This window comes from Moritella dasanensis ArB 0140 (assembly GCF_000276805.1).
Classification (GTDB): Bacteria; Pseudomonadota; Gammaproteobacteria; order Enterobacterales; family Moritellaceae; genus Moritella; species Moritella dasanensis.
Map to the genome: position 1 here is coordinate 124,156 of NZ_AKXQ01000014.1, position 12,723 is coordinate 136,878.

General features: G+C 40.5%; 12 protein-coding genes. 8 read left to right on the forward strand and 4 right to left on the reverse strand.

Annotation, left to right across the window (positions count from 1 at the left end):
- The first annotated feature begins 130 nt into the window (after positions 1-130).
- Together A923_RS0113340 and A923_RS0113345 are read left to right on the forward strand one after the other, a co-directional pair.
- A complete protein-coding gene (locus A923_RS0113340; RefSeq protein WP_017222173.1) occupies positions 131-373 on the forward strand; it encodes a hypothetical protein in 243 nt (80 codons plus the stop codon).
- Positions 374-442: 69 nt separating this feature from the next.
- Positions 443-1,126: an MOSC domain-containing protein gene (locus A923_RS0113345; protein WP_017222174.1), complete on the forward strand. Its 684-nt coding sequence runs from the start codon at positions 443-445 to the stop codon at positions 1,124-1,126.
- A gap of 16 nt (positions 1,127-1,142) precedes the next feature.
- Here the strand turns inward: A923_RS0113345 and A923_RS0113350 are convergent, their stop codons facing one another.
- Positions 1,143-1,901 (reverse strand): IclR family transcriptional regulator, encoded by a 759-nt coding sequence (locus A923_RS0113350; RefSeq protein WP_017222175.1) that lies wholly within the window; start codon positions 1,899-1,901, stop codon positions 1,143-1,145.
- Between the two features lie 242 nt (positions 1,902-2,143).
- Between A923_RS0113350 and A923_RS0113355 the strand changes: the two genes are divergently transcribed.
- Positions 2,144-2,683 carry a GNAT family N-acetyltransferase gene (locus A923_RS0113355; RefSeq protein ID WP_017222176.1) on the forward strand — a complete coding sequence of 180 codons (540 nt, stop codon included), beginning with the start codon at positions 2,144-2,146 and terminating at the stop codon, positions 2,681-2,683.
- Between the two features lie 92 nt (positions 2,684-2,775).
- On the opposite strand, the gene A923_RS0113360 is transcribed toward A923_RS0113355, so the two are convergent.
- Entirely contained in the window at positions 2,776-3,867 is a 1,092-nt protein-coding gene (locus A923_RS0113360) for an acyltransferase family protein (RefSeq protein WP_017222177.1), read from the reverse strand.
- Between the two features lie 293 nt (positions 3,868-4,160).
- On the reverse strand, positions 4,161-5,048 hold the full coding sequence (locus A923_RS0113365; RefSeq protein ID WP_017222178.1) for a LysR family transcriptional regulator: 888 nt from the start codon (positions 5,046-5,048) through the stop codon (positions 4,161-4,163).
- A gap of 190 nt (positions 5,049-5,238) precedes the next feature.
- Between A923_RS0113365 and A923_RS0113370 the strand changes: the two genes are divergently transcribed.
- The 4 genes from A923_RS0113370 to A923_RS0113385 all read left to right on the forward strand — a co-directional run bounded on the left by A923_RS0113370 (position 5,239) and on the right by A923_RS0113385 (position 10,854).
- The gene (locus A923_RS0113370) at positions 5,239-5,862 is read left to right on the forward strand and encodes a glutathione S-transferase family protein (RefSeq protein ID WP_017222179.1); all 624 of its coding nucleotides are present in this window, start codon (positions 5,239-5,241) and stop codon (positions 5,860-5,862) included.
- 111 nt (positions 5,863-5,973) lie between these two features.
- On the forward strand, positions 5,974-8,205 hold the full coding sequence (locus A923_RS0113375; RefSeq protein WP_017222180.1) for a 2Fe-2S iron-sulfur cluster-binding protein: 2,232 nt from the start codon (positions 5,974-5,976) through the stop codon (positions 8,203-8,205).
- Between the two features lie 331 nt (positions 8,206-8,536).
- Positions 8,537-9,814, forward strand: a complete 1,278-nt coding sequence (locus A923_RS0113380) for an SAM-dependent methyltransferase (protein ID WP_017222181.1) — start codon at positions 8,537-8,539, stop codon at positions 9,812-9,814.
- Positions 9,815-9,900: 86 nt separating this feature from the next.
- Positions 9,901-10,854 carry a methionyl-tRNA formyltransferase gene (locus A923_RS0113385; RefSeq protein ID WP_017222182.1) on the forward strand — a complete coding sequence of 318 codons (954 nt, stop codon included), beginning with the start codon at positions 9,901-9,903 and terminating at the stop codon, positions 10,852-10,854.
- A 38-nt stretch (positions 10,855-10,892) separates the two neighbouring features.
- On the opposite strand, the gene A923_RS0113390 is transcribed toward A923_RS0113385, so the two are convergent.
- Positions 10,893-11,528, reverse strand: a complete 636-nt coding sequence (locus A923_RS0113390) for a phage tail protein (protein WP_017222183.1) — start codon at positions 11,526-11,528, stop codon at positions 10,893-10,895.
- 372 nt (positions 11,529-11,900) lie between these two features.
- Here A923_RS0113390 and A923_RS0113395 point away from each other — a divergent pair.
- Positions 11,901-12,723, forward strand: an 823-nt coding sequence (locus A923_RS0113395) for a LamG domain-containing protein (RefSeq protein ID WP_157532849.1), incomplete at its 3' end; no start/stop codon positions are given.

Genomic DNA, 12,723 nt, shown 5'->3' on the forward strand with positions numbered 1-12,723 from the left:
TTTGTAATCACGTTGCTCCCCATTGCCATTTCTTAATGTGTAACTGTATTTCCTATTGGTGTATTCGGTGGTTGGTGATATAGTCCGATTTAATATTGTTACATTCAGTTTCCTAACGTGAGAGATAGCCATGAGATATAAAATTAAAATAACTAAAGACAAAAAACCATTTTGTGACGTTGCAATTGAAAATAATGATCATAAAACCAGAGACGAAATTCTAGCCTTAGCATTAACACGATTCCCAACGACAGAAGGTTTTACGAGAGAGGTTTTATTCTCAGACGATGAAGTTCGTTACCTTAAGAGTACGCCAACAGGTATTGAAGTACTTGCGGTACAACCGATTTATCAACCTTGTAACGAGCGATAAAGTACTATTTCATGTGTACAAGGTTTATATCTTCAATGTTTTATGCGATAAAAAAGGGGCGACTGCGATATGAAAAAGATAGGTTCGGTTGGTGCTGTGTTAGTCGGTAAAGCAGTCCCTTTTGCGAGAGACTCAAAAAGTGGCATCGACAAGAAGGCAATGGTCGAGCGTCAATTAGTCGATAAATTAGGATTTATAAATGACGAACAAGGTGATTTGATTGTGCATGGTGGTATTGAAAAAGCACTTCATCTTTATCCTTGTGAGCATTACGGTGAGTGGAAAAAAACGTTAAGTGATAACCTTCGATTCCAACATGTGGGGGCTTTTGGTGAAAATATTAGTTCCTTCGGTGTCGATGAGCATACTATTTGTATTGAAGATAAGATCCGTATAGGCACGACATTATTACAAGTATCGCAAGGACGTATGCCTTGTTGGAAATTAAACGAAAGATTTGAACATAATGACATGGCGGTTAAACTGCAAGATACACTGCGTACTGGTTGGTACTTTCGAGTTTTGGAGGAAGGGACTATAGGTGCAGGGGATGATATTATACTTTGTGAAAGACCTTATCCAGACTGGTCTGTTGCACGCATAATGAATCTTATTTTTAGTGGCTGTTTAGACAAAACCGTCCTTTTACAACTACTCACGTTACCACTGGTCGATTCATGGCGCAGGCTTGTTGAACGACGATTAGAAAATAGCGTGTTAGAGGACTGGAGCCCCCGGTTAATGGGGCCTTAGTTTAAGTGTGTCTATTCTAAGTACTAATATGGTGCCCTAACTGCTGCGATAGTCGCTTGCTACTAGCGCATATGGCTTGGATTGCCTGTTCTTGGATCGCTTCTTGCTGCTTAAAACCTATGATGAGAATACAAGCGATGATATTACCCGTCGCGTCAAAGATAGGCGCTGATATTGCTTTTGCGCCCGGTATACTTGGGTTTATTGTGTTGCGAACAGCATAACCCTTATCTTTAACCGCTGTTAACGCGTGTTTAAATTCCTCACATGGCGCTGTTTCACCCTGTGCTTCAGCAGTTAGTAGATGCTGATACGCTTCTTCAGGTGAGAATGCAGCAAAACACATGCCGACAGAGCTTTGTGTGAGTGGTGCGTGAAAACCAACCCTAAAGCTTATTGCCACTGGATAGGGACTCTCGAGGAAGCGCACAATCATAGGGCCTTGTGTGGTCCAAACCGCGAGTGCTGTTGCTTCTTGTGTTTCTAGCCTTAACCGTTGTAATTCTGGTTCACAGAAATGGAGAATGTCTGTGTGACCAAGGATCTTTGCACCCAGTTCTATTAGCTTGGAGCCATGGCAGTAGTGACCATTTATATCTTGAGTGATAATGCCGATACGCAGAAAACTGGCAAGATATTTATGGAGCTTACTTTTAGATATATCCATTTGTAGCGCAGCGTCACCTAACGAGATCGGTTGATTTTTGTTAGAGAAAAAATCGATGATCTCAAAAGCTTGTTCTACAGATTGTATACCTTGGTTTTTCTTTTCCATAATGACCTATTACTGGTTTGTATGCGCTTGCTAACGGTCGGTGTCAGCATAGATTTCAACATGATTTCAAAATAGTCGTGTTAGGTTATTTTTACTTTTCACGAGCTTAAACATGATACAGGCGTGAGTGATAAATTCATAGTCAGAACGTTTTATCGTCACGGTCTGCTATTTATATTGTCGCTGGTTATGTTAGTTTACGCTGTGTATTAAAATTAGCGTTCAATATTAAGGGGTAAAGGATGTTTTTAACGACAAATAAGGTTGAATTAAGATCGTTAGATATTAATGATAGCGCTGAATTTTATGCCTGGTCATGTGATCGTGAAGTGACGCAGTTCAGCTTATCTTCTTATGCATACCCGCAATCAAAAACAGATATTACTACCTGGTTATCCAGCATTAACGGTAATGCTAAATGTGTGTCATTTGGTGTTTGCTGTGCAGAAACAGGTAAATTGATAGGCTATGCTGGTATCGCGTCGATCAGCACGTTAAATCGTTGTGGCGAATACTTTATCTTAATTGGCGATAAGACCTATTGGGGTAAAGGTATAGGAACAGGGGTCACGAAACTGATTACTGATTATGGCTTCAATACCTTGGGTCTACACCGCATTGAGTTAACCGCTTATGCTAATAACCCTGGTGCTATCCGCGCTTATAAAAATGCCGGTTATGTGCAGGAGGGGGTGAAAAGGCAGTCTGGTTTTCGCAACGGTGAGTTTGTCGATAAAGTGATGATGGCTGTGCTGGCACCTGATTGGCAAGGGTTGGAGTAGCATAATAAGTTTGAAGCGAATGATTACTTAGTCTTTAGTCTATTTAAAATCCGCAGAGCTGAATATGGTGGCGCCAACTGTTGCCATTGATATCATTCTAATTTTGATACTTTAGTATCCATATGGAATTCTTGTTTTTTATTGGTTTTTATATAATCTCGAGCATATATACACCCGAAGAAAATAAACATTAAAAATATAAATGTAAAAAACTCACCTGTTGAACTTTTATTTCCGAAGATTAGTATTGATATTGGCGTTGCCATAAACAAGAAATAATGAAGAACATAAGAAAGTAAAGAATTTCTTCCTATGATATCTAAAAATGAAAAAAATATTTTTGGAAGTATTTTCTTTGTCGATACAATAGCAATAATACCACTTATAAATATGGAAAGAGCACTGTAAATCAATAAGTAAGAAATATGTGGTGGTGTCTTTAGTGTTGATTCGGCTAAAGTTAATATAGGTGTGTTAGTTAAGAACTGTAAAATAAATAGACCTGAAATAAAGAAGACTAAAGCAATTGCAGAAAATGTAATGAGACGTTCCGAATCGCTGGATTTAGACTTGTATAGCATACCGAAATACATGCCTAACATTAGGAGACTAAAAAAAGGAATTAATGCACACACATCATAGAATAAAAATCTAAACCACATACCTGTAAATTGAGTGTTGTAGGTACTACCTATTAAATAACTAAATGAATATAAAAATAATATAAAAGCAATGTTCGCTTTGTGTTTTTGTCTCATCAAAAATAAGGTGATAGGTGCAAATAAAATAGCAAAAAAGTAGAAGGTTAAAATCTCACCAGTCTTTGAAAACTCTTGATATAGCAGGATGCTCAACAACTGTTCTTTAAGTTCAGGGTAGCGAATCGCACTACCTAACACGATCACTTCACGCGCAATAATCACTAGAAACAACCGATAAGTCAGTTTGGAATATAATTCTCTTACGGCCTTCCATGTTACGAGTTTGTTGGAATAGACAATTGAAAATGTAAAACCAAATATAAGAATGAAATAAGGTGTAGCCACCCGAAATATTGATTTTATAATATTCATTAAATCATAAGAAATAAAATCACGTGACTCTAAAGCACCAACATAATGAATAAAGATTAAACATAATATTGCTGCACCTCGACTTGAATCTAACCAATTTATTCGTTTCATTATCATACCTTTTAAACTTTAATTTAAATAATGAAGGCGCTACAGTTAAACTGGGAAGAATAACGAAATCATAATCTAACGTTGAATTATTTATTGTTTACTTATATGTATTCAGCTATTACGCATCACTTTTAATAAACAGTTTTAAATTGTATATTACTAAAGTAATAATAAGTCTGGTATGTAAGCGCTAAATTAACCACATGCAGTAATAATTTTTATTATTAACGAGCCTCTATTAACTAAGACGGCGTTTGCTGTTTTGTACCGGAAGCAAGATATTTGATGTTAGCTTAACCGCCAAATTCAGCGATTAAAAAATCAATGAAACAGCGTGATTTCTTAGGTTGATAGCGACGATGAGGGTAAATGGCAAACATGCCAAATGTCAGCGTGCTATAGCCAGGTAAGACTTCCTCTAATGCGCCAGATTCAAGCGCATCTTTGATAATGAAATGCGGGATTAAAGCGATGCCGCCACCAGAAATTGCCATCGCTTTGACGGCGCGAGGACTGTTTACGGCCACGTTAGACTTCACTGCAATGATTTCAGTTTTACCACTGGGTGCTACGATAGGCCATTGTTTACCAATCCTAAAATTACTATCAATAATGCAGTTGTGCTGGTTAATATCCTGCGGGGTTCGCGGATTATCATGCGTGGCTAAATACTGGGGTGACGCGCATAAGGTTAACGGAAAGTCTGCTATTTTTCTGGCGATAAGGCTAGAGTCATCGACACTGCCGATGCGAATGACCACATCAACGGCTTCTTCGAGCATATCTATCATGCGGTCGGTAAGTTGTAGATCGACTTTAATATCGGGGAAACGCGCTAAAAAAGCAGGTAACTTCGGTGATAACATGGTATCGCCAAACGTCACTGAGGTGCTTATGCGTAAGTTACCCCGCGGCGACCTTTGCTCACCTGTCACACTGTCGACCAACTCTGAAAATTCACCTAACAACGGTAGGGCGCTATCGTAATAACGTTGACCAGCTTCTGTTAATGCTAATCGGCGGGTCGAACGATTAAACAAGCGTACCCCTAATTGCGCTTCAACCTCGGCGATGTATTTGCTGACTAACGCCTTGGACATTGCCAAGCGCTCGCTTGCTGCCGTAAAGGAACCTGTTTCAACAACCGCTATCACTGTTTTAATGCCGTCTAGTGTATCCATGTATTACGTACCCTCATTATCAATAGTGTCTTCATTGTCAACGTGGTGTTGACAATAATTCAATGATACACCTGTTTATCAATAACTCAACTTAGTCGATACTTACTCCATCAACAGCGCAGCAACGCAATATGCATTGTTCGTTATTGTTGAGTTAAACACTGTTAACAATCATTTAAGGAAGTTATTTATGTCAGCAATTAAATTATACCGTCACCCATTATCAGGCCATTCACATCGTGTTGAGGTTTTCCTTTCTCTATTAGGTTTAGACTGTGACATTATCGATGTTGATCTAATGAAAGGTGCGCACAAACAGCCTGACTTCTTGCAGAAAAATAGCCTTGGTCAAGTGCCTGTTATCGAAGATGGGGAGTTCACGTTATCTGACTCCAACGCGATACTGGTTTACTTGGCGAGTAAATACGATAGTTATCGTACTTGGTTACCTGAAGATTTCGCTCAAGCAGCGCAAGTTCAGCGTTTTCTGTCTGTTGCTGCGGGTAAAGTTGCATTTGGCCCCGCTGCAGCCCGTTTAGTGAATGTGTTTGGTGCGGGTCTTGACCACCAAAATGCCAAGAATATTGCACATGGATTACTCGGTGAACTCAATGTGCACCTTGCTGATAGCACCTGGTTAGTAGGGGCTCTGCCTACGATTGCTGATGTCGCAAACTATGCTTATATTGCTCATGCCCCAGAAGGCGATGTGTCATTAGCTGACTACCCACATGTACGTCGTTGGTTAGCCAGTTTTGAAGCATTAAAAGGGTTTGTATCGATGCAAAACACTGCAGTCGGCCTTGCTGTTTAATCGACTAATTGTACTTATGTGATAGCACTTATGTAAGTGCACGCGAGACAAAACATTTATTGAAGCTCATGACGTAACCAATTTATTAGAAAATAGCATAGGACGTATACCATGGATATTAAGCCGAACCTGACCTCGACATTAACAGCCTCTCCATTTCACCGTGGTGAACAAGCTATACAGGAAAAGTTAGGGGTAAGAGAACAGATGGAGCGTTTTGGTAGCCGTGTTATTCGCGACCATATGCCGCAACAGCATCGTGAATTTTATCAGCAACTGCCGTTTATATTTGTCGGACATGGAGATAAAGATGGTTGGCCATGGGCGTCTATTTTATTTAATAAACCGGGTTTTATTCAAAGCCCGAATGATCAAAGTTTGCAGCTTAATACCCAACCTGTGATTGGTGATCCGTTACTTAAAGCAATGGGCGGCAATACCAAACTTGGGTTGCTGGGAATTGAGCTGGAAACACGTCGCCGTAATCGCTTAGCGGCGCATATAACGGGGTCAACGGATAAACAGATTCAGCTGTCGATTGATCAATCTTTTGGTAATTGCCCACAATACATTCAAAATCGCGAATATGAGTTTATTGATCCTAACAGTATGCCAAAAAGTAGTGTCGAAGCGCTGACTGAGTTAGATCTGAGTGCTCAGCAACTAATTGCCAATAGCGATACTTTTTTTGTTGCCAGTTTTGTCAATCATGATATTAACAATGATGGCGATACTGAAAGCAGTAAGGCGAGTATTGGTGCTGATGTGTCACACCGTGGTGGCAAACCCGGCTTTATTCGTGTGGACAATAATAAAAGCCTCACTATTCCGGATTATCTCGGTAACAATCATTTTAATACCTTGGGTAATTTTGTTGAAAACCCGAAAGCGGGATTGCTTTTCATCGATTTTGAAAAGGGTCATATACTCACGCTGACTGGCCGCGTTGAAATATTGTGGGATTCGGAAGATAGTCAGTATTTTACGGGTGCAGAACGTTTATGGACGTTTCATCTTGAGCAAGGTTATCGCTTAAATTACAGCTTGCCATTACGCTGGAAGCTCAACGAATTTTCGCCTAACACGTTGATGACCGGCACCTGGGCTGAAGCTGCTCGGGAGAAAGAACTGCAAGAAGTACACCGCCAAATTGACTCACACCAAGCGCAATGGCACGACTATCAAGTGGTCAAAATAGTGGATGAAAGTAGCCTGATTAAATCTTTTTATTTACAGCCCTCGGGTGGCTTAAAAGCATTACCCAAGTTTAATTTTACCGCGGGACAGTTTTTAACAATTAAGCTGCCAACTACCTTGAGAAACACAGTCAATGGCAAAGATGTCATTCGCACTTACACACTCTCCAGTGCGCCAGCCGATCCCTTGTTACGCATTAGTGTTAAACGGGAAACGTCAGCTGACGGTGCACATCAGGGGTTAGTTTCTCACTATCTGCATGACAATATAAAGCTTGGAGATACGGTGCAGTTAAAAGCGCCAGCGGGAAATTTTGTGCTTGATGCTGAAGAGCTAATGCCGACGAAAGCCACTCCTACGAAGGTAAGACCTACGAAAATAAGACCTGTGGTGTTACTTGCTGGTGGCGTTGGTATTACTCCCATGATTGCGATGGCGCGACATGCAATGTTTGAAGCGATTCGCACGCGATCTTTAAGACCCATTACGGTTATTTCTGCGGCTAAAAATGCACAGCAACGGGCGTTTTATGATGAATTTAATCAATTAAGTGAACAAACCCAAGGTGGTATTAGCACTTTTTGGGCGTTAAGTCAGCCTGAATTAGACCTAAAACCGGGCCAAGATTACCATCATCAAGGACGTATTAATAAAGACTTGTTGCAAGCGATATTACCGATTGATGATTATGACTTTTACTTGTGTGGTCCCAGTGCATTTATGCAAAGTATGTATGATTTACTACGTGAGTTAGGTATCAGTAACGAGCGTATTAAAGCAGAAGAATTTGGTCCAGCTTCATTAACACGTCAACACGATGCGAGTTCTGTAGAGTTTACCGCGATGGCTAATGTGAGTGAGGGCGCGAGTGCGGCGGTGGTTGAGTTTAGTCAAACGCAGGTCGAACAAGCCTGGACAGCAGAAGAGGGCACCTTACTGGAATTTGCTGAAAATCATGGACTCACCCCTGAGTTCGGTTGCCGCAGTGGCCAATGTGGCGCTTGTAAAACCAAACTACTGGCGGGTAAAGTCAGTTATATAACCGACGTTTCAGCTGATTTACGCGATGATGAAGTATTGCTGTGTTGCGCGGTTCCAGCGGCAATCGATGGCGAAGAGGTTGTTCATATTAAGCTGGGGCTGTAAGGCGTGACCGCGTTAAAGTAATCTATTTAGCGTAATTGTTATATTTATAAATGGATCTCGTTTTCCATAAAAATAGTATTGCTTTCCTTGTGGAAATTATAAACGTTAATATACTCAATTAGATAGAGGTTATTGTTTGAATCGGGGGACTGTGAAATTAGTATTTTATTATGATTCTATTTCCATTATTAACACTCTGACTTAGTCTCCCTATATTCGTTATCATATTCCCATATGTGCAGTTTAGAAAGTTGAAGTGTTATTAGATCAAATTCTAGTATCGACCAAACAAGAAATGCCACCATAAAACTTAAATATTAAAGGATTAAGAATGAATAATGAATTTGCTGGGAGCACAGTTTTTAGCACTGCAACTGATTTTTCTGAGTCTGAAATATCTACGGGTGCATTAAATGATTTATTACGGCAACAATTGAATCCAACAAAACCGTTTGAGTTGTCTGTTACTCAAAATAATGAAACTGAACAAAACCATCAAGGATTGGCACTATGCGTTGTAAACACGGTGAAGGAGATACTGGATAATGAAAAGCCAAATGTGGTTTCGCTAGAGCAGAACTTAACTACATTATTTGAAAATCTTCATCAAATTTATCAACAAGCAAATATAGATCCAGCATTACGGAAAAGGCAGTTTATTGCTCGTCATGGTTTAGTGATGTCGCCGGACCATTGTATCACTACACAAAAAGATACCTTAAGAGTCTGTGCTTTTATTCGTGGCGCGCACCAAGCGATTGCAACATTAAAAACTAAGTCTGATGAATGTTTACATCTTGTCTACCCTGCTTGTGGTCCGTTTGCACCGTTATTATTGCCCTTGATAACGTATTATAAAGAAACGGGTTTATATGACGAAAACGATCTTCGTATTACCCTGATTGATATGCAGCAAGGGGCTATCGATAGCTTAAAAGTGATAATCCACGAAATGGGTATAGCAGGATATATCAATGATATATGTTGTCAGGATGCCTGCGAATACCAACCAATATCACCCATTCATATGGTGATATTGGAAGCTATGCAGCATGGATTTAGTCGAGAGGGCCACCTTCCTATCGCCCGACATTTTGCGGCGTTGATGGAGGGAAACGGGATTTTTTTACCTCAAGAAATAAGCCTGCGAGCTGTATTAACCGCTGGGCAACAAGAATTTGTTGAGCAGTGGCAAGATGAAAATGGCCATGTTTGTGCAGCAGATATGCAACAGCAGACCATCAATGCAAGGGTTCAACTCGGTGAGATACTAAATTTAACCTCAACATCATTACTCACATTACCCGAGCGAGTGCTAGATGAGAATATCAGCCTGATAGAGTGTGGCGAAGTATTGTTACCTGAGCTTGATGAACGAATGAGCAAGCCACTATTGGTCATTTGCACTCAGATCAAGGTTTATGGCGATGAATATATTGATGAATACGATTCTGGTATTACTCATCCACTACCGGATATGCATGTGTGTGTAAACTTTGTGCCGCATGATGCTAAACCGGGAGATTTGTTAGTCAAAAGTGGCGATAAGCTGAAATTCTTTTACCGTTTGAATGGACTTCCTGGTTTTTTAGCCACGATACCAGCTTAGGTATTATTCACCGTTCACTCATAATTAGAGAATATGTGTTCATCGCAATTAGGCTGCAGGATTTTAATAATGGAAAGGAAGCATAAATGGAAAATGAAGCAATAAGGTTGGTACTTTTTGCATCGAGCAGTGTGGTAATCCCTACAATCAATAAGCTGTTGCAAGCAGGGCAACTAGTTGGAGTTGTACTAACGGCTCGTAACGATGCGGATGCAATGCAATTGAAACAGCAGCTTGATCAGGGAAATATTCCGAATACTTACTATCAGCCTGAAAACCCAGAGCAAATGGCACATCAAGTTGAATCTTGGCGTGCCAATACGGGGTTAATATTTACTTTTTCCCATAAACTCCCGCTCAGTATTATTAATGCCTGTAGCAAAGGCTTTTATAATCTGCATGCTTCAGCCTTACCACAATATCGTGGTGCTATGCCGCTATACTGGCAGATCCGAAATCGTGAAAGCCAAAGCTATTTAAGCATGATAAAGGTCGAAGAGGCGTTTGATAGTGGCGATATTATGCTGCAACAAGCTATGCCGTTACACGCTTTAGATACATTAAATAGTTTAGGCCGAGTGATGGCGGAACAGTCAGCAGAATTTGTCCAAGAGTTTATCGTAAAGTTACAAGATAATAGGCTGGTAGCAAAACCACAGCTGAGTGAAATTGGTTTAGCATTAATCGCAGCGCCTATGCCGAGTCAGCAAGATTTAATGATCAATTGGCAAAGCATGAATAGCCACGATATTTCAGCCCTAGCTAGAGCGGGCAACCCTTTGTTTAATGGTGCTATGCTAGTTTGGAACCAATCTATTATAGGTTTGTTACAAGCTACGCCAGTGCAACAGCCAAATTACGGAGTACCAGCTGGTACAGTGCTACATATAGGGGAACCGGAAGGGTTGATAGTGGCTACTCTAGACGGCGCTTTACGCTTAGATGTATTAACTATTACAGAAGGAGTCTTTAGCGGACTTACTTTTTCTGAACGATTTGGATTGGATGCAGGCATACTGTTTGGTAGCACACCTGAATGAAATTTGCCTCAGGAGAGCCTCTGATGAGGGTTAGTAGATTAATTTCTCGATGGAAAGGTCCCCTGAAGGGCAAGGATTGAACTCATGCCTAAACTGGGCTGATAAATGGCAAATCCTCGGCCTTTGCCTGTTACAGCATTGGTTACTGTACCCCCTGTGATACCACCACCGCCACCGCTGATAGCAACAGACACAGCATCCGAGGCCATAGTTGTATCTGTAGTGCTACTGAAACCCTGCGTTACATTTGGAAGACCAGTCTTAGCTGTTGCCCAATAGCCAGAGCCTGCATCATTTTGATCTCCAGTCCCTACTTTGGCATTCACGGTTACAGTTGCTGTGATCGCCGTTCCAGTGGACGTTGTAGGTGTAAACGTTGCGTTGTGAGTGTGAGCTGGTAATTGAGTTTCTGTTAATGTGACGCTTTCTGCTCCGAAATTTGAGCCCAGACGTCTTTCTACTAAGTCTGGGCCTTTGCCTGTGCCCACCGAAACTCGACCCTTAAGATCGGGTAGCGCAAATGAGGTTCGACCGTCACCGCCCCAAGTAGTGCCCAAAATGGCAAATAGTGCTTGGTTTTGGCTGATAGCGATGAGCTGTCCATCACAAAAAGCCCAGTCTTTTGGCGCAAAATTCCCACCGAATTGAATAATACCGCCCAACATAAATTCCATAAGTATTCCTCATTTATTTTTGTCAATAAAGTTAAAATTAATTCATCGTAATAGAAGTAATTATATTACCTTTGATTTGATTTTAAGTTATTGATAATTAATCTGCGAGCAAGCACGTAAATGTAGAATTTAATATACGATCCATGTCTTAAATATTGTGATTTTAATTGGATCATGATTTTTAGGAGGCTGTAATAGGCTGTAATAGGCTGTAATAGGCTGTAATAGATTGTTAAAACGAGCTTGTTTATGATGTTAGTGAAACGGATTTAAAAATTAAACATATTTAGAGATGACAAATTGAAAGTTTGATTTAATAAAGCGCTTTTAGGTTTTCGACAGCTTAGATTATTATTGTTTAAAAGGAATTTTATGATGAAAAAATATCTATTGGCACTTTTATTTATGCTGTTGACATCGCCAACATGGGCGGCGACAACTAGTGGTTATTCTTTTGGTGGTGATGATTATGCCTCAATGTCAAATATTCATGCTGAGCTACAAGGGGAGTCCGGCGCAACAGTATCTTTTTGGGTAAAATTAGACTCGCTGGAATCCCAGTGTTTTTATTCTAATAGTATCGGCGCCCTCTATTTTTGTTATGACGGGGATGGTTCTATTGGTGCTGGTACCGGGAAATTCTTGATGGGGCAAAATCTTGGTGCCAACGTTTTAATATCTGACGCTACTCCTATCGTAAATACCGGTATTTGGTATCATTTTGTCGTTGTCTTTAATTCCAGTGTATGGACTCTCTATATTGATGGCACTACTTACACTACTTCTGGAGGAGCCTTTGGTTATACATTAGCACATTTAAATTTGGGTGGGACATTCGATATTGGTCGTTCTCAATCGTTTAATAAATATGTAAAAGGAACCATTGATGACTTTCAAATTTATAATGTTGCCTTAGATCAAGCAATGGTAACGAGTCTTTATGGTAATGGTAGTCCAAGCGAAATATCGGCTGATACAACTGGTTTGATAGCATATTGGAAAATGAATGGTACGGCTACTACAGGTGCTGCTTCAGTAATAGACAGCCAGACTGCAAGGAATAATACCGGGCAGTTGGGAGCGAATAGCTCCAGTGGAGCTGATGATCCTGCTATTAATCAGGCCGGCATTGTCAGTGACGGTATTTCCGCCAATGCAGCCCCCGTGGCGGTAGCCGACAGTTACAGTGTTAATG

What these genes read in the sequence shown, in the direction of transcription:
- A923_RS0113355 (WP_017222176.1), top strand. Translation starts at nt 2,144, where the DNA reads ATGTTTTTAACGACAAATAAGGTTGAATTAAGATCGTTAGATATTAAT.
- A923_RS0113375 (WP_017222180.1), top strand. Translation starts at nt 5,974, where the DNA reads ATGGATATTAAGCCGAACCTGACCTCGACATTAACAGCCTCTCCATTT.
- A923_RS0113360 (WP_017222177.1), bottom strand. Translation starts at nt 3,867, where the DNA reads ATGAAACGAATAAATTGGTTAGATTCAAGTCGAGGTGCAGCAATATTA.
- A923_RS0113385 (WP_017222182.1), top strand. Translation starts at nt 9,901, where the DNA reads ATGGAAAATGAAGCAATAAGGTTGGTACTTTTTGCATCGAGCAGTGTG.
- A923_RS0113370 (WP_017222179.1), top strand. Translation starts at nt 5,239, where the DNA reads ATGTCAGCAATTAAATTATACCGTCACCCATTATCAGGCCATTCACAT.
- A923_RS0113345 (WP_017222174.1), top strand. Translation starts at nt 443, where the DNA reads ATGAAAAAGATAGGTTCGGTTGGTGCTGTGTTAGTCGGTAAAGCAGTC.
- A923_RS0113340 (WP_017222173.1), top strand. Translation starts at nt 131, where the DNA reads ATGAGATATAAAATTAAAATAACTAAAGACAAAAAACCATTTTGTGAC.
- A923_RS0113365 (WP_017222178.1), bottom strand. Translation starts at nt 5,048, where the DNA reads ATGGATACACTAGACGGCATTAAAACAGTGATAGCGGTTGTTGAAACA.
- A923_RS0113390 (WP_017222183.1), bottom strand. Translation starts at nt 11,528, where the DNA reads ATGGAATTTATGTTGGGCGGTATTATTCAATTCGGTGGGAATTTTGCG.
- A923_RS0113380 (WP_017222181.1), top strand. Translation starts at nt 8,537, where the DNA reads ATGAATAATGAATTTGCTGGGAGCACAGTTTTTAGCACTGCAACTGAT.
- A923_RS0113350 (WP_017222175.1), bottom strand. Translation starts at nt 1,901, where the DNA reads ATGGAAAAGAAAAACCAAGGTATACAATCTGTAGAACAAGCTTTTGAG.